The sequence below is a fragment of the Lentihominibacter hominis genome, from assembly GCF_014385065.1.
GTDB lineage: Bacteria > Bacillota > Clostridia > Peptostreptococcales > Anaerovoracaceae > Lentihominibacter > Lentihominibacter hominis.
On record NZ_JACRTA010000001.1, the window covers coordinates 230408 to 255969 of the forward strand.

The 25562-nt window shown below is 38.9% G+C and carries 22 protein-coding genes and 6 tRNA genes; 5 read left to right on the forward strand and 23 right to left on the reverse strand.

The window, feature by feature from the left end:
* Positions 1-17: 17 nt before the first annotated feature.
* The 3 genes from H8692_RS01095 to H8692_RS01105 all read right to left on the reverse strand — a co-directional run bounded on the left by H8692_RS01095 (position 18) and on the right by H8692_RS01105 (position 4882).
* The gene (locus tag H8692_RS01095) at positions 18-710 is read right to left on the reverse strand and encodes a DapH/DapD/GlmU-related protein (protein WP_177269254.1); all 693 of its coding nucleotides are present in this window, start codon (positions 708-710) and stop codon (positions 18-20) included.
* Positions 711-724: 14 nt separating this feature from the next.
* The gene (murC, locus tag H8692_RS01100; RefSeq protein WP_187524802.1) at positions 725-2113 is read right to left on the reverse strand and encodes a UDP-N-acetylmuramate--L-alanine ligase; all 1389 of its coding nucleotides are present in this window, start codon (positions 2111-2113) and stop codon (positions 725-727) included.
* Between the two features lie 108 nt (positions 2114-2221).
* Positions 2222-4882, reverse strand: coding sequence for a calcium-translocating P-type ATPase, PMCA-type (locus tag H8692_RS01105; protein ID WP_187524803.1), 2661 nt, complete (start codon positions 4880-4882; stop codon positions 2222-2224).
* A 350-nt stretch (positions 4883-5232) separates the two neighbouring features.
* Here H8692_RS01105 and purR point away from each other — a divergent pair, with 350 nt between their 5' ends.
* Positions 5233-6042 (forward strand): pur operon repressor, encoded by an 810-nt coding sequence (gene purR, locus H8692_RS01110; RefSeq protein WP_177269248.1) that lies wholly within the window; start codon positions 5233-5235, stop codon positions 6040-6042.
* 96 nt (positions 6043-6138) lie between these two features.
* Positions 6139-6435: a septation regulator SpoVG gene (gene spoVG, locus H8692_RS01115; protein ID WP_177269246.1), complete on the forward strand. Its 297-nt coding sequence runs from the start codon at positions 6139-6141 to the stop codon at positions 6433-6435.
* Between the two features lie 80 nt (positions 6436-6515).
* Here spoVG and pyk read toward each other — a convergent pair whose 3' ends face one another.
* From pyk to H8692_RS01130, 3 genes are read right to left on the reverse strand one after another with little or no spacing between them, the layout of a single operon-like run.
* Positions 6516-7940, reverse strand: coding sequence for a pyruvate kinase (pyk, locus tag H8692_RS01120; protein WP_177269244.1), 1425 nt, complete (start codon positions 7938-7940; stop codon positions 6516-6518).
* Positions 7941-7964: 24 nt separating this feature from the next.
* Positions 7965-8708 carry a hypothetical protein gene (locus H8692_RS01125; protein ID WP_177269242.1) on the reverse strand — a complete coding sequence of 248 codons (744 nt, stop codon included), beginning with the start codon at positions 8706-8708 and terminating at the stop codon, positions 7965-7967.
* Positions 8705-10087, reverse strand: a complete 1383-nt coding sequence (locus tag H8692_RS01130) for a Mur ligase family protein (RefSeq protein WP_187524804.1) — start codon at positions 10085-10087, stop codon at positions 8705-8707. Before H8692_RS01130 ends, H8692_RS01125 begins: the two co-directional genes overlap by 4 nt.
* 174 nt (positions 10088-10261) lie before the next feature.
* On the opposite strand from H8692_RS01130, the gene H8692_RS01135 reads away from it, so the two are divergent.
* Complete coding sequence (locus H8692_RS01135; protein WP_177269238.1) at positions 10262-11251, forward strand: sugar-transfer associated ATP-grasp domain-containing protein; 990 nt, start codon at positions 10262-10264, stop codon at positions 11249-11251.
* Between the two features lie 85 nt (positions 11252-11336).
* On the opposite strand, the gene H8692_RS01140 is transcribed toward H8692_RS01135, so the two are convergent.
* The 11 genes from H8692_RS01140 to H8692_RS01190 all read right to left on the reverse strand — a co-directional run bounded on the left by H8692_RS01140 (position 11337) and on the right by H8692_RS01190 (position 18147).
* A complete protein-coding gene (locus H8692_RS01140; RefSeq protein WP_187524805.1) occupies positions 11337-12032 on the reverse strand; it encodes a hypothetical protein in 696 nt (231 codons plus the stop codon).
* Positions 12029-13411 (reverse strand): Mur ligase family protein, encoded by a 1383-nt coding sequence (locus H8692_RS01145; RefSeq protein ID WP_177269234.1) that lies wholly within the window; start codon positions 13409-13411, stop codon positions 12029-12031. Before H8692_RS01145 ends, H8692_RS01140 begins: the two co-directional genes overlap by 4 nt.
* A 162-nt stretch (positions 13412-13573) precedes the next feature.
* Positions 13574-13933 carry a VOC family protein gene (locus H8692_RS01150; protein ID WP_177269232.1) on the reverse strand — a complete coding sequence of 120 codons (360 nt, stop codon included), beginning with the start codon at positions 13931-13933 and terminating at the stop codon, positions 13574-13576.
* Positions 13934-13952: 19 nt separating this feature from the next.
* Positions 13953-14654, reverse strand: coding sequence for a response regulator (locus H8692_RS01155; protein ID WP_187524806.1), 702 nt, complete (start codon positions 14652-14654; stop codon positions 13953-13955).
* Positions 14647-17364 carry a sensor histidine kinase gene (locus tag H8692_RS01160; RefSeq protein ID WP_187524807.1) on the reverse strand — a complete coding sequence of 906 codons (2718 nt, stop codon included), beginning with the start codon at positions 17362-17364 and terminating at the stop codon, positions 14647-14649. Before H8692_RS01160 ends, H8692_RS01155 begins: the two co-directional genes overlap by 8 nt.
* A 183-nt stretch (positions 17365-17547) precedes the next feature.
* Positions 17548-17622, reverse strand: a tRNA-Gln gene (locus H8692_RS01165).
* 36 nt (positions 17623-17658) lie between these two features.
* A tRNA-His gene (locus H8692_RS01170) sits at positions 17659-17734 on the reverse strand.
* Between the two features lie 34 nt (positions 17735-17768).
* Positions 17769-17843: transfer RNA gene (locus H8692_RS01175), tRNA-Cys, on the reverse strand.
* 30 nt (positions 17844-17873) lie between these two features.
* Positions 17874-17950 (reverse strand) — tRNA-Asp (locus H8692_RS01180).
* Between the two features lie 4 nt (positions 17951-17954).
* Positions 17955-18030 (reverse strand) — tRNA-Val (locus H8692_RS01185).
* Between the two features lie 40 nt (positions 18031-18070).
* A tRNA-Met gene (locus tag H8692_RS01190) sits at positions 18071-18147 on the reverse strand.
* A 161-nt stretch (positions 18148-18308) separates the two neighbouring features.
* Between H8692_RS01190 and H8692_RS01195 the strand changes: the two genes are divergently transcribed.
* Complete coding sequence (locus H8692_RS01195) at positions 18309-18557, forward strand: FeoA family protein (RefSeq protein ID WP_177270922.1); 249 nt, start codon at positions 18309-18311, stop codon at positions 18555-18557.
* 66 nt (positions 18558-18623) lie between these two features.
* Positions 18624-20426, forward strand: a complete 1803-nt coding sequence (gene feoB, locus H8692_RS01200) for a ferrous iron transporter B (protein WP_187524808.1) — start codon at positions 18624-18626, stop codon at positions 20424-20426.
* 80 nt (positions 20427-20506) lie between these two features.
* Here feoB and H8692_RS01205 read toward each other — a convergent pair whose 3' ends face one another.
* From H8692_RS01205 to H8692_RS01230, 6 genes are all read right to left on the reverse strand, one after another.
* Entirely contained in the window at positions 20507-20929 is a 423-nt protein-coding gene (locus H8692_RS01205; RefSeq protein ID WP_177270920.1) for a flavodoxin, read from the reverse strand.
* A gap of 27 nt (positions 20930-20956) precedes the next feature.
* Positions 20957-21514 (reverse strand): DUF3793 family protein, encoded by a 558-nt coding sequence (locus tag H8692_RS01210; protein ID WP_177270919.1) that lies wholly within the window; start codon positions 21512-21514, stop codon positions 20957-20959.
* Positions 21515-21666: 152 nt separating this feature from the next.
* Positions 21667-23739, reverse strand: coding sequence for a heavy metal translocating P-type ATPase (locus H8692_RS01215; protein WP_187524809.1), 2073 nt, complete (start codon positions 23737-23739; stop codon positions 21667-21669).
* Between the two features lie 62 nt (positions 23740-23801).
* Positions 23802-24101 carry a DUF6110 family protein gene (locus H8692_RS01220; protein ID WP_177270917.1) on the reverse strand — a complete coding sequence of 100 codons (300 nt, stop codon included), beginning with the start codon at positions 24099-24101 and terminating at the stop codon, positions 23802-23804.
* Between the two features lie 181 nt (positions 24102-24282).
* The gene (locus H8692_RS01225; RefSeq protein ID WP_243206870.1) at positions 24283-24729 is read right to left on the reverse strand and encodes a transcriptional repressor; all 447 of its coding nucleotides are present in this window, start codon (positions 24727-24729) and stop codon (positions 24283-24285) included.
* A gap of 232 nt (positions 24730-24961) precedes the next feature.
* Positions 24962-25489, reverse strand: a complete 528-nt coding sequence (locus tag H8692_RS01230) for a hypothetical protein (RefSeq protein WP_187524810.1) — start codon at positions 25487-25489, stop codon at positions 24962-24964.
* Between the last annotated feature and the right edge of the window lie 73 nt (positions 25490-25562).

The window sequence follows — 25562 nt, forward strand, 5'->3', positions numbered from 1 at the left end:
TTCTGTTTAAATCGTTGTTATTTCTTTAAGATACCCTTTTTCTCCACCCAGCCTTCAAGAGATTTTCCCTTAGCTCTGGCTACATAAAGGGCACCATCCGGTACATCATTTGTTATGGTACTGCCTGCCGCCACATAAGCATTCCTGCCTACATGTACAGGAGAAACCAAATTGACATTGCATCCTATAAAGGCATCATCCTCAACTACAGAGCGGTGCTTTTTACTTCCGTCATAATTTACAAACACAACCCCGCACCCGAGATTCACACGTTCTCCCACATCTGAATCACCTACATATGTAAGGTGAGACGCTTTAGCGCCATCTCCTAATTTGGAGTTTTTTATCTCCACAAAATCACCAACCTTACATTTATTTCCAACATGACTATTCGGACGCAGATATGCGAAAGGCCCTACAGACGTTTCACTTCCGACACTGCTCTCTATTATAACCGAACTCTGTACGGATGTCCCGTCTCCTATTACAGAATCTTTTATCCTGCTGTTCTGGCCTATAGTGCAGTTCTTTCCTATCTCAACATTTCCCTCAATAGCCACACACGGATATATAGTGGTTCCCGCGCCTATTTTAACGCCCTCATCTATATAAGCTGTCCTCACATCGATAAAATTCACTCCGGCTTCCATATATTCCAGATTTCTTTCTATCCGAGCTTTTTCCAGCAGTTCATATTCTTTAATATCCATCTGTTGATTTCTCCTTAAAATCTTTTATCCTTATCAAGAATCATTTCACCGACCTTGTAGATATCTCCTGCTCCCATAGTTATAACAAGATCTCCCTCTTCAGCATTGTTGTAAACAAAATTCGCTATTTCATCAAAATCTTTGAAGAAATAAACATCTTTTGCAGGATCGGATTCCTTTATCTTGTTCATTAAAGTTTTTGAACTTATCTTATATATATTTTTCTCTCTCGCCGCATATATTTCAGCCAATACAATCTTATCAGCATCAGCAAATGCAGTAGCAAAATCATCGAGTAATGCCAGCGTCCTCGTATAGGTATGAGGTTGAAACAGACACCAGAGATTATTATGTTTCATGTTGCGGACAGCTGACAATGTCGCTTTTATTTCTGTAGGATGATGCGCATAATCATCTATTATTTTTATGTTATTATACGTCTTTCCAAGTATATCGAATCGCCTCTGTATTCCTGTAAAATTTTCCAACGTGTCCACAATTTTGCCGACATCCACCCCGAGTATATGACTACATGCAAATGCTGAAAGAGCATTAAGAACATTGTGTTCTCCCGGTATCGAAAGCGAAACCCTGCACAGTTCTCTGCCTCCGTGGTTTACTGTAAACTGCGGCATACCGTCATTGTCAAAATCTATATCCGATGCAAAATAATCACAGCTTTCATTAAGGCCGAAAGTAATGGCATTTGGAATGTCTTCTATAATGCTCTTTACAAATGGATTGGCGTCGTAAGCTATGACAGCTCCGTCCTGCGGAACAAGTTTGGCAAACTTATCAAAAGAACTTGCTATATGTTCCACGTCTTTAAAATAATCAAGATGATCTGAATCTATATTGAGTATTATCTCTATCTTTGGTTTAAGATTGAGAAAACTATCCATATATTCACATGCTTCTGTAATAAAATATTTGTTTTCACCTATATATACGTTTCCGTGTATCTCTGAAAGATTACCGCCTACCAGTATAGTAGGCTCCTTTCCTGCATCCTTCAAAATCAAAGAGACCATAGAAGTCGTTGTAGTTTTTCCGTGAGTACCCGAAATAGCAATACTGCTTTCGTATTCATCCATCAGTACTCCAAGCGCCTGCGCTCTGGTTATGGCAGGTATGCCAAGTTCCTCAGCTTTCTCCAATTCAGGATTATCATTTCCCACCGCTGAAGAATAAATAACCAGATCAACATTCTCTACATTTTTCGCTCTATGGCCTAAATATATATTGGCTCCTTCATCTATGAGCCGTTCAATTATCTCACTTTCTCTCATATCCGATCCGGAAACTTCATATCCTCTGGATATGAGAATCTCCGCTATAGCGGATAATCCTATACCACCTATGCCTATACAGTGGATTCTCTTGTAATCAGGCAAATTAATCATCAATGCGCCTCCCTAGTTATAGATATAACGATTATATCATATTTATCTTTAAAAATGCGTCTTATTTAAAAAAAAGTATGAATTACAGAAGATGGCTGTATTTTTAAATCAAGATTTTTCCACTTGACGAAACAGCAGTTTTACAAACTCTGATAGCACGATAACACTGACAGATACAATGAAAAGTTTTATCCACATCTGAAGATCAAGAGGCACTGTCCCAAAAAAGGCTCCTGCAAACTGTATTATACATATCTGAAGAAAAAAGGTACAGCCTACAACTAAAAGCATCAGTTTATTTTTTAAAAGATGTCTGAAAATACTTTCACTGTGAAGCTCCCTGCAGTTAAAAGCATTAAACAGCTGAAACAAAACAAAAAGGGTAAATAAAACAGTATGCATCTGATACGAAGGAGCATTCAAGAAATTAAAAACATACTGAGCAAGAAATACAAAAGACATATATCCTCCAGTAGCTACTATACGTACTATCATAGGTCCTGATATAATACTTTCTCCTCGCTTTACAGGTCTTCGCTCCATAAGATCATCATAATCAGGCTCAAGACCCAAAGTAAGTGCCGGAGGTCCATCCATTATTATATTTATCCATAACAGCTCCAGTGCAGTAAACGGCGCTTTTAACCCCAATAAGACAGATGCAAATACCACTATCACTGAAGCCAAATTCACAGTAAGCTGAAAGCTGATAAAACGTTTAAAATTTTCATATATATTCCGGCCCCATTCTATGGCCTTCACTATCGCGGAAAAGGAATCATCAAGAAGAATTATATCACTGGCCTCTTTCGATACTTCTGTCCCTGATATTCCCATAGCAATCCCCACATCAGCATTTTTCAGCGCCGGAGCATCATTTATACCATCGCCTGTTACCGCCACCACATTCTTATCTTGTTTCAAAATATTTACAATACGCATTTTAACAGTAGGAGTACTCCTTGCTATAACACTGATAAAAGGCAGTTTTTTAGAAAGTTCATCATCTGTCATTCTGTCGATTTCTGCCGCTTCTACCGCTGTATTTTCTCCACCCAAAAGATGAAGCTCATGAGCTATGGCAGAGGCCGTCACTATATTGTCACCCGTAAGTATCTTAAGAGAAACTCCGGCTCTGCGGCAGGATTTTACAGCATCATAAACATCTCTTCTCAAAGGATCAGATATCGCCACAAAACCATCAAAAGTCATATTACTCTCCAATTGCCTGTGATTGACCTCATCTTCAAAATTCCCAATATCAAAAATTTCTTTATGTGCAAATGCAATAACTCTCATTGCCTTCTTTTGTACTTTTATGATACATTGCTCTGCCTTTTTTCTTTCCAGTGGCTCCATGCTGCACATCTCAAAAATACATTCCGGACTGCCCTTCACATAAGCAATCATTCTCCCATCTACATCTGACACCGTAGTCATGTGTTTTAGATCCGAGGAAAACGGGAACACGCAAATATTATCATGCTCATTTCTCTCGCATTTATATGAATTGCCGCTATTCTGTCTTGCCCCGGAACATTCATAAAAATTCAGCATGGCACATTCACTGGGATTTCCTATAAAAGATCCATCCTCAGCTATATCGGCAGTTGTATTAAGACAAATGTTGTGAGTCAGCCACTCAGACGAAAGTTCAGTTATATCATCATGCCATTTAGAATCAAAAAAACCTCTAACAGCCATCTTATTTTCTGTCAAAGTTCCAGTCTTGTCTGAACATATCACATTAACACATCCTATAGTTTCCGAAGCTATCATCTTCTTAACAAGCGCGTTTTGTTTCGACAGCTTAATAATGTTAACAGACAATGATACTGCAACAATAGTCGGAAGTCCTTCAGGTACAGCTGCCACGATAAGTACAATACTGGTCACAAAAGATTCCATAATATTTTCAGTATTTAATTCTCCGTTAATCAAAAAAGAAACAACTTGAGAAATAAACACAACAGAAGCTGCAATCACGCCTAATACAGTTATAGTCTTTCCCAAACGAGCCAGCTTTTCCTGCAGCGGTGTACTGTTTTTAGCTGTTGCCCCCAATTCAAACGCGATTTTTCCAAACTCTGTATTATCTCCAACAGAAGTAACAAGCATCTTACCGTTTCCATCAGTTATATATGTACCGCTGTACAACATATTAACACGTTCAGCAAGAGGGATATCCTCTGCTGTCAGTTCGATCTCAGCATTCTTCTCTGCGGGATGACTCTCGCCTGTAAGCGCTGATTCATCTACCGCAAGACCTGAGCTTTCCAACAGCCTGCCGTCAGCTGGAATTTTATCTCCGGTAGAAAGCAAAATTATATCACCTGCGACAATGTTTTCTTGTTCCAGCATAATAGTTTTGCCTTCTCTCACTACTTTTACAACAATATTGCTGCTTATCTCAGATAAAGCTTCAAAGGCTTTAGCACTTTTTCCTTCCATCACCACACTTATAGCTACCGAAAGAGCAATTGCCGCAAAAACTCCCACACATTCGAGAAAATCGGCTTCTCCGTTACTCACACTTCTGAAAACATTAACAGCCAGTGCTATCATTCCCGCAGCAATCAGCATAATTATCATCGGTTCTGTAGCCGCAGACCAGATCCGCTTCCACAATAATTCTGGTTTTTGGCGTGCAAAGATGTTTTTCCCGAAAATTTCCCGATTGTTCTCCGCCAATTTCTCAGTCAGTCCCTTTTCAGGATCTGATCCGAAATATTTAAGCAACGACTCCTTCGACTCTATAAACCCTTCCATAAAATATCCTCCTTGATGTTTATCTAACGAAAAAAGCCCTGATACGGTAATGGAACCATACACGGGCTGAAATAAAAAAGACCACGTACGGAAAACCATACATGAGTCTCGTTATTTAAGACAAGCCAGACCGATATCGGTCAGTTTGTTGACTTGCCACGCAATTTTCTGCGCAAACTACTCCCTCAAGGCGGGCATTTTAAGTTATGCAAAATTATTATACTTACCGCAGTATAAATTGTCAAGTCGTATAATCATCAGAATTCAGTTTGACAAAAAATGCGAATGATATTATCATTAAACTCGCAAATAGTTCGTTTTATTAGCAATCTATATTGAAGGAGGCCCATATGAAAAGAAGTCACAGAGTGGGTGCTATATGCCAAATACTTACAGAATCTCCAGAACAAGTTTTTAATCTCAAATATTTCTGCGATAAATTTTCCGCTGCAAAATCCAGCATAAGCGAAGACATCAGCGCTGCCGGAGAAGCAGTTAAAGCTGCCGGATACGGATATATACAAACAATGTCAGGGGCCTCAGGGGGAGTTAAATATGTACCTGACATTTCCCCGGAAAAAGCAAAAGAAGTACAGAAAAATCTGTGCAATCTTTTGAGAGAAGAAAACAGAATATTAGGAGGTGGCTTCCTATATACATCTGATATCATGTACAACCCTGCCGTCGTAAAAGGTATGGCCCAAATATTTGCAAAAAAATTCAGAACTGCAGGAGCCAATTATGTTGCTACAATAGAAACAAAAGGTATCCCTGTCGCATTTATGACTGCCCATCTTCTGAATATACCCGTCATAGTCGTAAGAAGAGAAACCAAAATATCAGAAGGAGCTACAGTAAGCATAAATTACTTTCCCGGATCTTCAGAACGTCTGCAAAAAATGTCTATTTCAAAACGAGCTGCCGCTCCTGGGTCTAAAGCTCTGATCATTGATGATTTCATGCGCGGAGGAGGAAGTATCAAAGGAATCGCAGAGATTCTCTCAGAAGTAGAAATCCAAGTGGCAGGTATAGGAGTGGCCATTGTTAATATTGAACCCGCCGGTAAAAAAGTCAGCGATTACTTTCCTATTGTCCACTTGGGAAAAGTAAATGAAGAAAACAAATCTGTTGAAGTTATTCCTAATTGTCAGATTTTTTAAAAAATGCTTGTTTATATTTTTATTCTATTATATAATACCTTTATTGGAATTATATCATAATACCACATTATTTTGGCACGAAAGGCGGTACTACACATGAATATCACTGACGTAAGAATTCGGAAGATTAATGATGAAAGCAAAATGAAGGCAGTAGTTTCCATTACTTTTGATGATGAATTTGTCGTACATGACATCAAAATCATAGAAGGACAGAATGGTCTCTTCATCGCTATGCCCAGCAGAAAAATGGGTGAAGGCGATTTTCGTGATATTGCTCATCCATTGGTTTCTGAAACCAGAAATAAGATCAGAGACGCTATCTTTGAAGAATATGAAAAGGTTCTGGCTCAGAAAGCAGCTGAAACAGGAGTTTCTTTAGATGCAGAATAGTGTACTGCCATATCAAATCATAACTGATATGCTAAAAACCTGATGATAAACATCATCAGGTTTTTTCATCGCATAAACAACTATTCCACTACTCTAACGACTATAAGATTGGTAGTCCCCGATACCTGAAGTGGCATTCCTGCACTGAAAACAACAGCTTCTCCTTTTTTCACAAAACCGGCCTGTTTAGCTTCTGCAGTTGCTTCGTCCATTAAATCATTCCAGTCATTGCTTAGCTCAGTGAGAATTGGAAAAACACCCCTTGTAAGAGCTTGCTGATGGAAAGTCTTTTTTTTCGGAGTCGCTGCTATAATAGGTTCCACCGGCTTATACTTTGACATCATTTCAGCTGTATATCCTGAAGTTGTCACCGCCATTATCACACTTGCCTTTATATCTTTAGCTGTAGTACATGCCGCATGTCCTATTGCATTTGCGATATCTTTTTCATCAGATTCCACCTCAAGAAATTTATACTGATTGACGTCCTCAGCATCTTTTTCAGCCTGGTACACTATTTTAGCCATAGTCTGTACGGTCTCCACAGGATACTTTCCCGCGGCACTTTCTCCCGAAAGCATAACTGCCGATGTTCCATCAAATACAGCATTAGCCACATCTGTTATCTCAGCTCTGGTAGGCGATGTGCTGGACGTCATGGATTCCAGCATCTGAGTAGCTGTAATAACAGGCTTTCCCGCCTTACAGCATTCTTTGATAAACTTCTTCTGTATCCCGGGCAGTTTTTCAAAATCCACCTCCACGCCCATATCTCCTCTAGCTACCATTATCCCGTCAGAGAGTTCCAAAATTTCTCCGAAATTCTCGATGCCTTCCATATTCTCTATTTTTGAAATAATTTTTATTTTCTCTCCGTCATTATCATTTAAAAGTTTTCTAAGGGCTTCAACATCTTTCCCACTTCGCACGAAAGATGCAGCTACATAATCCACATCCATCTTGATGCCAAAAAGAATATCATTTCTGTCAGCTTCACTTATATATTCAAGATCAAGAGATTTGTTAGGTATATTAACACCCTTTCTGTTGCTTACTTTCCCGCCTTCCGTCACTTCACAAACAACATCTGTATCTGTGGTCTGTATGACTTTCAGTTTTACTCTGCCGTCATCTATAAGGATAACAGTACCGGTTTCAACCTGAGACGGAAGTGCCTTATAAGTAACGCTCACCCTATCCAAAGTTCCCATACACTTTTCGGAAGTAAGCGTAAAATGATCACCCTTTTTCAAGATCTCACTGCCGTTTAAAAAATCTCCTATTCTGATTTCCGGCCCCTTTGTATCAAGCATTACTGCTGCAGGCAATCCCATGCCGTCCCTGACTTTTCTGAAAACTTCTATGGTCTTTTTGTGATCTTCATGGGTACCATGAGAAAAATTCAATCTTGCTACATTCATTCCTGCCTCAAGCATAGCCTTTATGGTCTTTTCATCTTTGCTTGCAGGGCCTAAAGTACATATTATCTTGGTTTTCTTTAACATAAACCTGCCTGCCTTTCATCACTATCAATAATAAAATCCTGTATCAGGATTGGAATATTCTCTTACTCTTGCTTCATAACTTTCCATGGCTGCTTCTTCAAACGCTACATCAATCTTTTTCGCTCCACACATTCTCAGAATATGTTTTGCCAGAAGCGGATTCAAAACCAGAAGAGGGCCTATCACATAAGTCGCCATAAAATTATTTACTCTGATCCCTTCCCCTTTTATTTGAGGATTAAGACCCGGTCCTCGTTCAGTAATAAAAAGAGGTGTCTGTACAGCACCGTCTTCCCAATACGAATGAGTAAACTGACTTTTAAATCCCACTATCTTCATCATTCCCGCATCCGGCTGCAATCCATCTGAAAACTCTCCTAAATACAAAGAGTTATATCTATTCATCATGTCTCTGGATGTAGTTATATCAAATATACCAAGACCTTCTGCAGTGACTCCGTCCACATCTTTTATCTCTTTGCCGAAAACCTCGAGAGCATTTCCTGTTACAAGAAAATTAGCACCATCTTCTATCAGTTCCACAATTCTTTCTTTACAACAATTCAGCTTTTCTATTACCAAAAGCTGAGATTTCTCTGTCATAGTACCCATATATATAAGATCCGGTACTTCTGATACGAAAATCGGCTCATCATTCAGCCCTGTCTCCACCACTTCTATATCAGCACAGGACTTCTGTAAGTAACTTATATTGCCCAGTTCCCCATACAGATTACAAATCTCCGGGAAGAGAACTTCTATCTTCATTTACCTTCGCCTCCTTTTTTCCGTATCATCTTTACTACTTTCTCAGCTACTTTTAAACCAAGATCTATAGAATCAGTCCCATATAAAACATATATATAACTGTTTCCTGTGAGCTTGAGTTTTTCCGGTGTATCAAATTCATCGTCTGTATACGAAATCTTACAGTCAGGCACTCCGGCTAAAAGAAGTCTAAGTCTGTAATCTTTTACTCTCGGACCGCATACGATAATATTTTCTATATTGTCATCCTTAAGAAATTCAAAATCGCAGTCATACATCCAGCATGTATTCTCAGACCAGTGAACAGCATCGCCCTGGCAACAATTCATCAAGATTATCTCTTTTTTTCCCTTGCTTGCGGCTATATAGTCAAAGACTCTGGAGCTAGCAAAAGCATTCTTTTCCTTTGCCAACATCCTGCATACAGTGTAACTTCCGACTTTCATTTCATCATAACGACTGCCTACTATGCTCATGTTTTCAAAAAATTTCTGAACCTGACGATGAGAATATCCCATTTCAAGAAAAAGAGCCACAGCAGAAACTACGTTATAAATGTTATAAACGCTGTCATTAAGAAGTCTATATCGTACATCTGCTTCTTTTCCTCTTATTCCGATGGTCATATTACCAAGATCCACATCATGCCCCGCATAATCATAAAGCGGAGCCTTGAAGCCACATATCGGACAGTACGCCTTGCCTATATGACTGTATCTGACATATTCATACTTCAGCTTATTATGACACTCAGGGCAGATCTGAAAATCATTTATAAGATTATTGCATTCTGTCAGATCACCCGGCATTCTTTCTATTCCGAAATATACTCTGCTGTTTTCAGGCGCCACAGTTGAACATATCATATCATCTGCATTTAAAATTAACTTGGTACTTTGAGGAATATATTTCGTCAAAATATCCGAGATATACTCAGGATGTCCGTTTCTCATTATAGAATCTCTTGAAAGATTTGTTACAATAAGATATTCCGGAATCATATAAGGAAACACTCGTCTGGCAGAACGTTCGTCTATCTCAAATAATCCCATATCTTCTCTGCACTTTCCCATCACACCGCAATTTTGTATCAAACTTGTCGCTATACCTGTATTGATGTTGGATCCCATCCTGTTGTTGACGACATTTTTTCCGTCCTGAGACAGCGCATCTATTACCATATTACTGACAGTCGTTTTTCCGTTAGTTCCCGTAACAGCTATTATTCTCTCAGGTTTGCCTATATATTTCAAAAACTGCGGGCATATTTTAAGAGCCACTACTCCCGGAAAATTTGTCCCATTATGCCTCGTTATTTTAAGAGCGACAATAGCGATTTTCGCCACCCACAATGCTATGAAAAATCTTAATTTACTCATGCAAATCTGCTTCCTTTCATTGATTTTACAACCCGGATATTATATCACGTTTCTGTTGTTTATTCCATATTAAACATAGTATTTCCGGAAAATGATCAAACCCTTTGTTTTTTTTTGAGATTATGTTAATATTATTAATAAACCAAAAAACAGGAAGGCAGAGTTTAACATTATATGAAAAAGATTAGGTTTCTGATAGGCCGCATATTCGGCATGAATTACAGACAGCTGTTCGATACGGTGAAAAAAGTCCACAAGGTTTCAGGAAAAAACAGTATTGTACTTTTTTTTGACATCATATACTGTGGATTCAAATATCAAGCAGGCTATATAGATTATCTCAATGCAAGAATGGACAAGCTCAATAACGACGAGCGACGGGACGTTATCACCAGAGGCGTCAATAATCAATATGTGGTAAAATACAACGATTTTGACTATATTCATTTTTTCCTCAACAAAGTAGATTTCAATAAAAAATTCAGCAAATACCTTGGAAGAGACTGGTTGCTTATAAAAAACAAGGATCAGAGAGATGAATTTCGTAAATTCATAGAAGGAAAAACCGATTTCATTTTAAAACCTATCGACGGAACACATGGAGACGGAGTCGCAAAACTTCCCGCTGAAATGACATCTTTTGATTCAAACATAGATAAAATTCCATATCTGGCTGAAGAACGTATTATACAGGTAAAAGAAATGTCGGCACTTAATCCCAGCAGCGTAAATACCATAAGAGCCATAACATTTCTCAAAGAAGGGACCGTAACTCTTCTTGCTGCATATTTGCGGATAGGAAGAGACGGAATTGTAGATAATTTCTGTAATGGAGGTATGCTGACACCTATAGATCTTAATACCGGAACCTTAATATATCCGGCTGTGGATGGGGAAAATATCGCTTATGATATCCATCCTATAACAAAAAAATCCATTATAGGATTCAAGATTCCTCAGTGGGAAGAAGTGAAAGCAATGGCGATAGAAGCGGCTCATATTGTTCCTCAGGTACGATATGTAGGATGGGATATAGCAATTTCGGAAAAAGGACCATGTCTTATTGAAGGTAATGAATATCCCGGCCATGTGTTCTATGTATTTGCCGAACATCACCCTGACGGCAAAGGATGCAGACATATTTTTGAGTCAGTTATGGACTAAACAGCATTAAAAAAGAGCATATGTATCTGTACTATATACTTACAGTTATGAATGCTCTTTTAATTTTCTCTTATTCAAAACGTCTTCAGATTGTTCTGCTCAGTTCTTCGAGTCTGTACTGATATGCCTCCACGATTTCTTTTTCAAAACATAAAGTATCGTCAAGCCCTATTAATCTCAATATTTTCTTTGTAAACAGCGGATTCAGGATAAGAAAAGGCCCAAGAGAATATGTCCCGAAGAAATTTTTTCTGCGTACTCCCTCGCGTTTTGTTTCAGAATTCATTCCTATTCCCTTCTCTATATCTATGAAAGCCTCTTCAAAGTCACCGTAAGAAAAAGAAAACTGACTCCTGTGTCCCAATATCGTAAGATCATCATATTTACCTATGAACTGTGAATTATGCCTTTCAGCCTTCATATATCTAACAGAATAAAAATCAAATACTTTCAGCCCTTCTATAATGCGTTCTCCGTCTCTGATGTAATTTCCGAATATCTCAACAGCATTTCCTGTGGCAAGAAATACGACACCTTGATTTATAAGTTCGACTATTTTACTGCGATACGGTTTCAAAATCTCTATAATCTGTTCCTGCTTTCTTTCAGAAGCGCATCCCAGATATACCATATCGGCGCCTCCACTGACAAACGCCGGAACTTCCTTATGGTTAGTATATATCACATCTATATCTTTACTGCATCTTTTTAGATATTCTATGTTGTAACTTTCACCGTAAATATTACAGAGTTCCGGAAAGAGTAATTCTACTTTCTTCATTTCGCTGCCTCCTCCTTTGCCCTTTCTACAATCATATCTCTCATCTTCCTCGCCTTTGTAACATAGTCTATCTCAAAAAGCACATATACCTTCTCTATTCCGCTACGATCCACATGATCTACTATTTCGCTTTCATCTTCCACACATACGATCTTACTCTCATCTATACCTGCAAGAAGAAGCCTGAGCCTATGATTGAGGTACATATGTCCTCCTACTATAATCTTTTTAATATTCGGGCTGTTGAGGAATTCATAATCCGTTTCATAAAGCCATGTTATAGTTTCAGAAGGGTGATTTCTATCCTGCATCTCATCAAGAAGCAAAACAAGCTCTTTCACTGACGGTTCCTTAGCCATATACTCAAATACAGTAGACGCCGCACTTACATTCTGACTTTTAGCCGCATAAGTCAAATACTCTATTCCGTTGAATTCCACGCTTGTCTCTCTTATTTTCGTAACTCTCTGTGTTCTGAGAAAATCTGCCAGTTCCTGTTTGTCAGTTCCAAGCTCCCTCATAAGTGCTATATATGATAATACATTAAAAGCATTAAAAACCGTATCTGATATGAGAGGATATGCTGATCTTTCTCCGTCCTCCTTTACAATAAGTTCCTTTCTTTCATGATCTATAGCCTCTGCAAAATACTTGGCATGAGGAGCCGCAAAATCACACGAATTGCAGTAAAAATCACCAATATGTCTGTAAAGCCTGTAATTATACTGTATATCATCACCGCATACAGGGCATACCGATATATCTTTTACAGTATTTTCAAAAGGATCAGCACCTATATCTGCCATGCCGTAAAACACTCTTCTCGCTCCCGAATCAGCAGCAAGCTGGGAACTTATAGGATCATTGGCATTCAGTATAGCTACGGTCTTATTCCCCAGAACATTAAATGTTCTTTCAACATGATCAAAGATAAATTCAGGATGGCCGTTTCTTCTCAGTGAATCTTTACATATATTTGTAACTAAAATATAGTCGGGTTCTATCAGAGTCATAGTATCATCCAGAGTTTTTTCATCGGCTTCCAGAACGGCCACATCCATTTTCGTAGGCTTGTTTAAAAAATTTACACACCGCATCAGATTAAGTCCGAATCCAGCCTGAAGATTAGCTCCCCAGTCATTAAAACTGACTCTATATCCATCTGCCACCAGCTTATTGTTTATGAGAGCGGATGTAGTGGTTTTGCCGTTTGTACCTGTAATTGCTATCACAAGAGGGGGCTTGTTGATATATTTAAGAAACTGCGGACACAGTTTATAAGCCAAAAGACCCGGCCAGTCATTACGCTCACTGCCCTTTAGCTTAAATATAAACATTACGATCTTTGAAATCCATAAAGCAATATAAAATCTAAACATTTCTTCTCTCCCTGTATATAGCTTATTATGATTAAAAGAAACAATTTTATCGTAAACAAACAAATAAATTGTAACATGTTTATACTGTTATTGCTACACATTTAGGAGTTGTTAAAAAAATATGAAATCTTTTGTAATAAAATATTAAATAATTTGCCAGCTTTATTTTTCACAGATAAACTGAACCTGCACTCCATCCGGATCATTTACAAAGAAAAATGATGTTCCCGGAAAAGGTGTTATCATGGGAGTAGGGTCGAGTCCTTTTTCACTTAGTTTTTCCCGATATGCTTCAGCATCTTCTACTTCAAATCCTATTGAAATACCCGTTCCGGAATATGCCTGTTCCGGAGATTCTATTATCTCCACACAAGTCCCGCCATTATCATCGGCTAAAAATACAATATTCATAGCCCCTTTGCCTCTCATATCCCCGCAAATTGTCAGTCCTGCAATATCTTCATAAAACTTGACAGATTTCTCAAATTCAGCGCTCTGTATAGTTATATGTTTCATTTTCATAAGATTTTCTCCTTTTCTTTTATTTAACTTTGAGCATTCTATATCCTACACCTATATGCGTCTGTATATACTGCGGAGATTCCGGCGATACTTCTATCTTTTTTCTCAACGTAGCCATGTAAACACGCAGTGATGCCACATCATTATCCCAGCAGCTTCCCCATATTTTCTGAGTGATGAAAGTATGGGTCAGCACTTTACCCACATTCTGAGAAAGCAGACAGAGAAGCTTATATTCCGTTGGCGTTAAATGAAGCTCCTTATCTTTTAAGTAAGCACATCCTTCTGCATAATCTATTCGTATATCTCCATTAGTAAATACAGAAGATTCACTTTCCTTATCATTTTTCATCATAGAAAGTCTCCTCTGAGTCACTCTCAGCCGAGCAAGAAGCTCTTCAACAGAAAACGGCTTTATAAGATAATCATCAGCACCTGCATCTAAAGCCTTTATTTTATCTGTATCCTCACTTCGCGCACTGATTACTATGATAGGCATGCTTGACCACTGACGAATAGTTCTTATCACTTCCATGCCGTCCATGTCAGGAAGGCCCAGATCAAGAAGAACGATATCCGGATTTCCGGAAGTCGCTTCCATTATAGCTAAATTTCCATTTGCAGCTGTAAGATATTTATAATCATGTACTTTTAATGTGGTAGTGATAAGATTCCTGACAGACGCATCATCTTCCACCACTAAAATCAACGGTTTATTCATCAAAATACACCTCCTCTGCCATTAATGAAAAAGTAAATACTGCCCCTCTGGGAACATTATCTCCCACTGTAAGCTCACCGCCGTGAGCATTTATTATCGACTGGCACAAGGACAGTCCTAAACCAAGGCTGCGCCTGCTGTCAGCCACTTTATTATTACCGCTGTAAAACATATCAAATATATGTGTTTTCATATCATCCGAAACACCCGGTCCATTATCAGCGATAGACACTATAGCTTTGTCAGACCTGCGGAATGTGGTTATCAATATGTCGGAACCGGCAGGTGTGTATTTAATAGCATTATCCACTATATTAATTATTACCTGAACGATAAGCCTTGCATCCATTTTTGCCAACAGGAATTCGTCTTTATGTTCCACCCTTATATTATGTTCAATACTTCTTCTGCTCAAATGCCTCAGAGCTTCAGTAACCACATCTTCCATCAGCTCTGTCTCCATATTTATATTCATCCTGCCCTCTTCAAGCCTTGTCACTGAAAGCAGGTTCTCAACGAGATTTATCAGCCACATGGAATCATCATAGATATCTGTATAAAGCCTTTTTTTCATATCCGCAGTAAAAGCTTCTCCGTTTGAGATAAGATTACTGGCATTGCCTGATATAGATGTCAGAGGGGTTCTCAGATCATGTGATATCGCACGCAAAAGATCAGCTCTAAGCTGTTCATTCTTAGCCATAATAGCAGCCTGTTCTTTCTCTCTGGCATTCTTTTCATTCTCCATAGCAAGAGCACATTCACCCAGAATTGACAGCATTATACTGTTGGAAAAAGCGTCCAATGGCTCTTCTCCAACTGCTATACCAATAACTCCATACACATTATCGTTTACACGCACGCACAAATACATACATCTGGCATCCGACAGTGTATCCGTGGTAGCTCCGGCATGCTGATTATTTTTAAAAGACCAACTGGCAACTGCCTTTTCTTCTCCTGATGTATAAGCTTCACCAGAAACTCTTTCAGAATCTGTATCCGAAGCAAAAAACACCTGCGGTTCTCCAAGCGCTCCGTCTTTATTTTCATAAACAACAATATCCTTATTGAGAAGTTTAATCAGCTGCCTAGCTGTAACTTCCAATATCTGCTCTTCTCCTTTTGTCTGCTGGAGTATCTGGTTAGTATCAAATAAAGTCTTTGTTCTGAATGTAGCACGCGCTGCCTGTTTTGCACTTTCTCTCAGCCTAATGGACATTGTTCCTGTTATAAGTGCTGCCATTATCATTATCAAACCGTTTACAGGATACCCTATATCATACGCCATAAATGTATGCCGGGGCTCTACAAACATAAAATTGAATATTACAGCACTTAATACCGATGCAATCAGTCCATATGCTCTGTTCTTCATCAAACCTGAAATAATAATTACACCAAGTATATATATACCTAATATATTGCTTACGCCAAATCCCATTTTATCAAACAGAACTGCCAAAGTACATGCTATTCCTAAAATAGCCGTACTTTTCAAAGTATCCATCAATGAAAAAATTATATTTTTCTTTTTCTGGGCTTTCATTCGATAATACTTTGGAAGTCTCGGGCCAGCTACAGGTATCACGTGGACTTCAATATTTGGTGCTGCATTTATTAGCTTTTCTGTCAAAGACTGCTTTCCAAGAAAATGTTTTTTAGCCGCACCCACCCTGCCTATAACAATTTTGGATACTCCGGATATCCTTGCAAATTCAGCAATCTGAAATATAACATCATCTCCATATACGGTCTCTATCTCTGCTCCAAGACGCTCCGCCATCCTCATATTTGCCTGAAGAATCTTTTTGCTTTTATCACTCATGGACGAATTATCAGGAGTCTCAACAAATAAGGCTGTAAAAGTTCCCCTGAAAGCCTTGGCCATCCTTGCAGCAGTACGTATAACCTTAGCATTTGAATTTTCTTCTGACAGACATACCAATATATGCTCTTCCGTATGATAACTTGCCCTGTTCTTTATTCTGGCTCTCTCAGTCAAAAGATTTACTCTGTCAGCACACCGGCGAAGAGAAATCTCTCTCAATGCTGTTAGATTATCTATGGTAAAAAAATTGACCATGGCACTCTGAGCCTGTTTTTTCTTATACACATATCCGGCCTCAAGCCTCTCTATCAGCTCTTGCGGTTCCAAGTCTATCAACTCCACCTGATCTGCATCATCAAAAATGTAATCAGGTATACGTTCTCTCACAGTTATTCCTGTGATGGAAGCCACCATATCGTTTAAACTTTCTATATGCTGCACGTTAACAGTAGTATATACATCTATTCCGTTTTCAAGCAGTTCCTTTATATCCTGATATCTTTTAGCATGCCTACAGCCCTTAGCATTAGTATGAGCAAGCTCGTCCACAAGAACCAATTTGGGGTTTCTGGCCAAAGTAGCATCCACATCAAATTCCCTTAAAATAATCGAATTATATTCTACCTCAAGATTAGGAATGCATTCAAGCCCATCTAAGAGAGCCATCGTCTGCGGTCTGGCATGTGGTTCAACATAACCTACCACTACATCTATTCCACATCGTTTAGCCGCATGCGCATCTTCAAGCATAGTATATGTTTTGCCTACTCCAGCAGCATAGCCGAAAAATATTTTTAAACGTCCTCTTTTTTTACTGTTTTCTTCCTGATTTATTATTTTCAAAATTTCATCAGGATCTCTCCGGCTTTCTACTGACATCTGCGGTGCCTCCTTTATGCGACATTTATTTCAAAACTTACCTACATTATATATGATTATACCCTTCAATTCATTAATACATTATAAATATATTTTTTGAAACATTAAAATCGTATAAAGATATATTGTTGTATTTCTCATATGATAAAAAAGAAACCATGCCTTTAAACATGGTTTCTTAATTGGCTAGGGTAGCAGGATTCGAACCTGCGCATGATGGAATCAGAATCCATTGCCTTACCGCTTGGCGATACCCCAATATTTAATTATTAACATTCCTCCATAAGAGCAAAATGGGGTGGATAGTGGGATTCGAACCCACGCATAACGGAGCCACAACCCGCTGTCTTAACCACTTGACTATACCCACCATATTGCGAGCGCATCCATCGCTCTAAAAAAATTGGAGGCGACACCCGGATTTGAACCGGGGAATAAAGGTTTTGCAGACCTCTGCCTTACCGCTTGGCTATGTCGCCTTAATGGGAGTTGCCTCCCAAAATAATATTTGGCGATCCGGAACGGGCTCGAACCGTCGACCTCCAGCGTGACAGGCTGGCATTCTAACCAACTGAACTACCGGACCACTTTGGTGGGCGCTATAGGGCTCGAACCTATGACCCCCTGCTTGTAAGGCAGGTGCTCTCCCAGCTGAGCTAAGCGCCCATATTATCAATGATTGATACAATCATATGATATATGAATTTGGTAGCGGCGAGTGGAGTCGAACCACCGACCTTCCGGGTATGAACCGGACGCTCTAGCCAACTAAGCTACACCGCCACACATACAGCTATTTTCACAATCGCTGCGAGAAATATATTATCATTTTAAGAACCCATTGTCAAGACATTTTATATGATAATATTAACAGTTTTCCCAATAATTTTGAAAACAAAGTTGAATATATGTAATGATACAATATTTTCGTAAGGAGGTCAACTATGAATGATGTGTCAATCACCTTGCCTATGGCTGTCCCGGGCAAGGAATATATAATACAATCTATAAAAAAAGGCGCTGCCGTTGCCGATACATTCAGAGGTTATGGTATTTTCCCGGGAGCAAAGATAACGCTCCTGTTCAACAGCCCCGCTAAAAATCCCTCCGCTTACGAGGTGATGGGAGCTGTACTGGCTCTAAGAAAAGAGGATTCAAACAACATTTATATCTCACCTGCGATTGTTAAATAAATATAGTTTTTTACAATATTCACCTCTCTGAAATTATATTCATATACTCTTCAGAGAGGTGTTTTTATGAAAAATAAAACTATAGCATTAGTGGGTAATCCCAATGTAGGTAAGAGTACCGTATTTAATGCTCTTACAGGTATGAAACAACATACCGGAAACTGGCCCGGTAAAACTGTCACCAATGCTGTCGGTCATATGAGATACAAGGACGCAACTTTTGATTTTATTGATCTTCCGGGAGCGTATTCTCTTGACTCATCTTCACCTGACGAAGCAGTAACGGGAGAATACATACTTTCAGGTCAGGCAGATCTCGTACTTATTGTTGCAGACGCCACATGTCTGAAAAGAAATCTTCTTCTTATAAAAGATATCCTCAAAGTAACTGATAAAGCTGTCCTTTGTGTCAATCTAATGGATGAAGCCAGAAAAAAAGGTATACAGCTGGACATCGAAAAGCTCCAAAAACTTCTGCATATCCCCGTGATTGCTACAGTTGCGCGATCAAAAGAAGGTTTCCCTCAGCTTCTTGAAACACTGTACTCGTTCTCTCCGAATGAGTCTTCCGGTATGCACAAAAAAGACTTTAACATAAATGACATATACCGGCAATGTGTCACACTGTCTAAAGAAGAACCTCACAGTTTTGATCGAAAGCTTGACAAGATCGTAACCTCAAAAATTTTAGGTTTCCCTGTAATGATACTGCTGCTTCTTATGATTTTCTGGATAACTATGGTAGGAGCTAATTATCCTTCAGAAGCTCTTTCTTCAATGTTCTCTTTACTCGATGAAAAAATAAGAACGTTACTGATATCTGTCAATGCTCCCAATGTATTAGTATCAGCGCTTATGGACGGACTTTATACAACACTTACATGGGTAATATCAGTTATGCTTCCTCCTATGGCTATTTTCTTTCCACTCTTTACTCTACTTGAAGATTTCGGATATCTCCCAAGAGTAGCATTTAATCTTGATAATGTATTTAAGTGCTGCGGAGCTCATGGAAAACAGTCGCTGACTATGTGTATGGGCTTTGGCTGCAACGCATGTGGGGTCATGGGATGCCGTATAATAGAATCCCCCAGAGAACGCTTAATAGCTATAATCACTAATAACTTTGTGCCATGTAACGGAAGATTTCCCACACTTATAGCAATAATACTTATATTTTTCGTTTCCGGCACAGCTTCCTTAGGAACTCTTGCGGCAGGATGTATATTAACAGGTTTCATACTTATAGGGATCGCGGTAACATTGATAGTTTCAAAACTTTTATCAAAAACTGTCCTTAAAGGAATGCCTTCCTCATTCGTGCTGGAACTGCCGCCTTACAGAAAACCTAAAATAGGAAGCGTGATAGTGCGCTCCATATTCGACAGAACAGTTTTCGTCCTCGGAAGAGCAATAGTTATAGCAGCTCCTTTCGGTGTGTTAATATGGATACTGGCCAATATCAAAATCGGTAATTCTTCAATATTAAATCACTGCACTGAGTTTTTAGATCCCTTCGGCCGGGTAATAGGTGTTGATGGTGTAATAGTTATGGCTTTTATCCTTGGATTTCCTGCCAATGAAATCGTTGTTCCTGTAATGCTGATGTGTTATATGTCAACAGGAGTGCTTACTGACTACAGCAGCCTTACTCAACTTCAGGACACTCTTGTAGGATGCGGATGGACTTTTCAGACAGCCTTGTCTGTAATAATACTCTGCCTGTTTCATTTCCCATGCGGAACTACTTGCCTGACAATAAAAAAAGAAACCGGAAGCCTTAAATGGACTGCTTTCGCATTTCTCTTACCTACAGTTATCGGTATTGGTATTTGCTTCATCATCAATTTATTCTGCACATTATTATAACAAAATAACTATTTCTTATAAAAAAAATCAGGATGGAATCCAAAATCTAAACAGAATCCATCCTGATTTTTATTGCAAAACTAAACTAACGCAGCTCCTAATGCCTCACATTCAGCTTTTCCTGCATCATCGGGCATTTCATTGCAAATAACACTGTCGCACGCCATATCCACTCCAAGTGATTCACATTCTTCTACCCAGTTGCGCATCCATTCTCCATCTCCCCAGCCGTATGAACCGAACAGAGCAATTTTCTTTCCTCCAAGTTTTTTCTTGCATGACTCAAACATCGGATCAAATTCACTTTCCTCAAGAACCTCATCCCCCATTGAAGGGCATCCGAAAGCTATAGCATCAAAATCCCCTATCATGTCTGCCGTAAAATCTGCACTTGTAAAAAGGCTCACTTCTGCACCTTTGTCTTTAGCGCCTTGTACTACAGACATAGCCATGGCTTCCGTATTTCCTGTGCCGCTCCAATATACTACCGCTACCTTCTTCATTATATACCTCCTGTGGTCTTTTTCTGCCTACGCAGCTACTGTAAGCTGCCAAACACTCTTTCCGCCTTCCCATAAATGGATATATATGTCAGTACACTTTTTATATTTATAAAAAATTTTTTCAGCTTCCTCTCTATCGCTGTACACTTTCCAGACTCCTGAATGAAGAAATCGCTTCCCGGCATTGTCTATAAATCCCGTGACATCTTCAAGAGGATACCCTAAAAATACACCAATTTCATGAGGAAATTCCTCACTGGTCTGCAATCTCGCTTTCAAACGTTCTATCGCACCTGACACATCGAGATCTTCATAGCCATATCTGCGTAAAAATTCCGCTGTTTGAGGCTTTCTGAGTTCTCTCTCCAAATCGGAAAAGCGACAGACATATATCAATGCCCTTCTATTTGATTTTCTCAATACAAAGAGTCTGATGCCTTTTCCCGACATCTGCTTATTCCAATATTCCATGCTTTCCATCAGCTCTCTTTCTGTCCAATAAGAATAATTGAATAGATTGGCCATCTTTAAAGACGCCAGCGTAGGAGAGCAGTGTTTGATCAAATGCGTTTCCAGTAAATTCATATCATTCCCTCTATTCGGTTAGTTTTTTCTAACTTATGTAAGTTAGTATACACTAATTATTTTTATATGTCAATGCCTGCTGTAACATTTTTTCACAAAAAAAATAAACGGCAGACTAAACTGCCGTTTATTTCACTTATTCTATAAATATATCATAACAGATCATTCATACTTTTGAGACTAATCGCAAGGGTCGATATGTTATGCATAAGCGCCGATGCAGTTGGTTGTATAATCCCCCCTATACCCAGAAGTATCAAAGCTCCGTTGATTCCTACGATACTTCTGTAATTTGAGTGTATCCTATGCATCAGTTTATCGCTCAGTTTCTTAAACACCACGATTTCCCTGAGATCGTCAGCTGCTATAGTGACATCCGCTATCTCTCTGGCCAGTTCCGCACCTTCGCTGACAGCTATACCTATGTCTGAAGCAGACAGAGCCGGAGAATCATTGATGCCATCTCCTATCATTACAACTTTCCTTCCTTTTTTCTTTTCCTTTTCGACAAAATCTGCCTTATCTTCAGGAAGAACTTCAGAATGGTATTCATCCACTCCCGCCATTTCGGCAATGGCTCTTGCAGTCCTCTCACTGTCGCCTGTCATCATGACAACTCTCTTTATTCCCAACTGTTTCAGTTCTTTTATTACTTCCGCCGCCTCAGGCCTAAGCGGATCCTGTATACAAATCACTGCAGCGAGCTCCCCCTCTATAGCCATATAAAGATGTGAATACTCCGACGGAAGATCCTCAAACTGTCTTCTGAATTCATTTTTCACTTCACACTTCTCATCATCAAATATAAAATGATGACTTCCTATTACAGCTCTCTTTCCGTTAACTGTCGATGAAATACCATGAGCCACTATATACTCAACTTCTGAATGAAGACCTTCATGTTTAAGACCTTTTTCTCTTGCGGCATCAACCACAGCTTTTGCCATAGAATGAGGAAAATGTTCTTCAAGGCAAGCCGCTATCCTCAGAAGCTCATCAGGAGCCTGCCCATTGAATGATAAGACATCCTTTACTACAGGTTCTGCCTTTGTCAGCGTTCCCGTTTTATCAAATATTATCGTATCTGCCTCAGCCATAGCCTCAAGGTATTTACCGCCTTTTACAGTTATCTTATAATTCCCGGCTTCTCTCATAGCAGACAGTACAGAAATAGGCATGGCCAGCTTTAATGCGCAAGAAAAATCCACCATCAAAACCGACAAAGCTTTAGTCATATTCTTCGTGAGAAGCCATACAAGAGCTGTTCCTGCTAATGTATAAGGAACAAGTTTATCTGCAAGATGTTCAGCTTTCCCTTCCAGGGAAGACTTAAGTTTTTCCGTTTCTTCAATCATTGTAACAATTTTTTCGAACTTGCTGCCTCCGGAAACCTCTTTTACCTGAACAGTAAGCTCTCCTTCTTCAACAATAGTCCCAGCATATACAGAAGCACCTGATATTCTCCTTACAGCCATAGATTCTCCTGTAAGAGATGCCTGATTAATCATTGCTTCACCACTCACAACAGTTCCATCAAATGGTATAACGTTGCCCATATACACTTTTACGAAATCATCAATTTTTATATCAGAAGCAGAAACAAGAGTCTCATCGTCTCCATCGCAGAGCCATACATTGCCTATATTCAAAGACATGCTCCTCGCCAAATCATCTACTGATTTCTTATGAGTCCACTCTTCCAGTATTTCGCCGATTCCCAGAAGAAACATAATGGATCCGGCAGTTTTAAAATCACCACGCAGCATAGATACCCCTATGGCTGTAGCGTCCAGAACCGGCACTTCAATTTTCCCTTTAATAAGTGACGCTATTCCTAGTTTAAGATATCTCACAGATTTAACAAGTGTCAATATTACACGAAGCTGATACGGGAAAAAAAGTCTTTTTACACATCTTTTCAAAACATGGCTAACCAGTTTTTCCCAATACGTACGATTTAATTCTCTGCCTGAATTCCTGAGATAGTCTTCCGGTACTCGAGCTTCCATGTAATTAAATTGTGCCAGAGCTTCCAATATATTTTCTCTTTTTCCATCATAATATATAACCGCACTCTGTGATCTTTCCTGCACTTTAACTGACGTAACATTCCTCTGACTGCTTAAATAATACTGTAATGTATCTGCCTGAATACAAGTCATTCTGCTTTGTATCGCTTGTATTCTTATACGGCCTTTTATTTCATGCTTTATTACAAATTTCATATCGTTTTCTCACTCGTACCACAAAACACCTGTGGTCTCCCACAGGTGCTTATATTATTAAATCAGTTATCTGCGCCGACTTCTTTTGCTTCTTGGACGCCAGCTTCACCATATGTACACTCTTCAGCAGCTCTTTTTTCATTGATCTGCTGCGCTTCGGCATAAATATCCCCCGCATTGTCCTGTGCTTTAGCAACAATATTCATAACACATTCCTTTGCTCTCAACACTGCCGCAGTACAACCCGTATATACTTTTTTAGCATCTTTGCTGGTCAAAACCTTTATACCAGCTGTACCAAATAAAACTCCTGCTGCAAAAATTCCGGATTTCTTAGCATCAATATTCTTCAAACCTTTCATAATAACATCCCCTCCTACTTATGCTTATAACCGGTATAGATCACCATTGCCATGCAGGCAACCATCGCCCATGACCAAAATTTGTGTTGTTTCATAAAAACAGCCTCCTTTTCCCGGCGCTCAGCCAATTGAATACAAATATCTTATATCAATCATAATCCCTTTTCCATTTATTTTTATCTTAACGATAAATTTTATCATTTTCAGCATATTTTGTATTCATCGAGATCTTTTTTATTTTCTGTTCCTTAATATATCCCGCAGCTTTAAGGCTGGCAGCAATCATAGTCTCAAAAGTTTTTTCGGAAAAAATACAAAAAGTTCCGTCATCAAGCTCTATTACACATACAGAACCTTTTGTTTTCTCTCCTTCGTATTTTATTTTATAAATATCACTCCTGCTGATAGCTCCTATTTCCTCAAGAGAATTCACCATCCTGTAAACTGTCGATACCCCTATCCCGGGATTATGTTCTATGGCCTTGTAGTATATCTCCTTGCAGCATGAACACTTCTCGTTTAAGATAATATCAAGAATAAGCATTCTCTGCTTCGTTATTCTGCACCCGCGCTCTTTAAGTTTTTTCAATATAATATCCTTGCGCATCTCTGTTTTCTCATAATCCATAAATACGATAGACTCCAAACTTATTTAAATTTTATTTTCCACATAGGTTAGTCTATTCTAATTAATGGTTATTGTCAACAAACTAATCGATATTTTTCTAAAAAAACAAATCAAGTTTCTGTGGGTCTTTCTACAGAAACTTTTATTATAAAATTACGAATATTTTCTTCATAAAAAATACTTCTCTGCCTGAGACAAGAGAAGTATCTTTCACAATATATTTTATTTTAAATCATAAACTTGTTCCTTCAGGAATCGCCATTGTCTCTTCAAAGAAACTAAATGCTTCTATTCCATCATCAGGTTCTGAAACAAACCATTCCTCATCTACAGCTTCTACCTGCAGGCTGAACCTGCCGTTGCTGTCAGCAGAAACATCTTTTCCGTTATATAAAAGCCTGTCCATCAGCGGCTCAGTAGTCTGTGACAATCCTATCGGTCTGCTGTAATAATACCAGCTTCCATCGTCACTTTTCCACTCACCCTTGTCTATTGCCCCGGAAATTATTCTATAGCCATCCGGATCATATCTGCTGTCATATACAGGTTTCACTCGTATCCACAGTTTCTTGTCAGAATTATTCTTAATAGAAGTATCATCGTTAAATACCAGATCATCATCGGCCTTCGAATCTTCTACAATAGTCTCAGCTTGCATATGATTCATTTCATCAGACAGCCATGTATTATAAATTATTATGCCACTTGTCAGCATAAGAACTATTATGCCTGATATCAATGCAACAGAAATCTTATCCATATCCTCATCCCCCTATTATCCGAGAAAAGAATAACATGTCCGCTGCAGCACCACAACAAGCTTTATGATACAT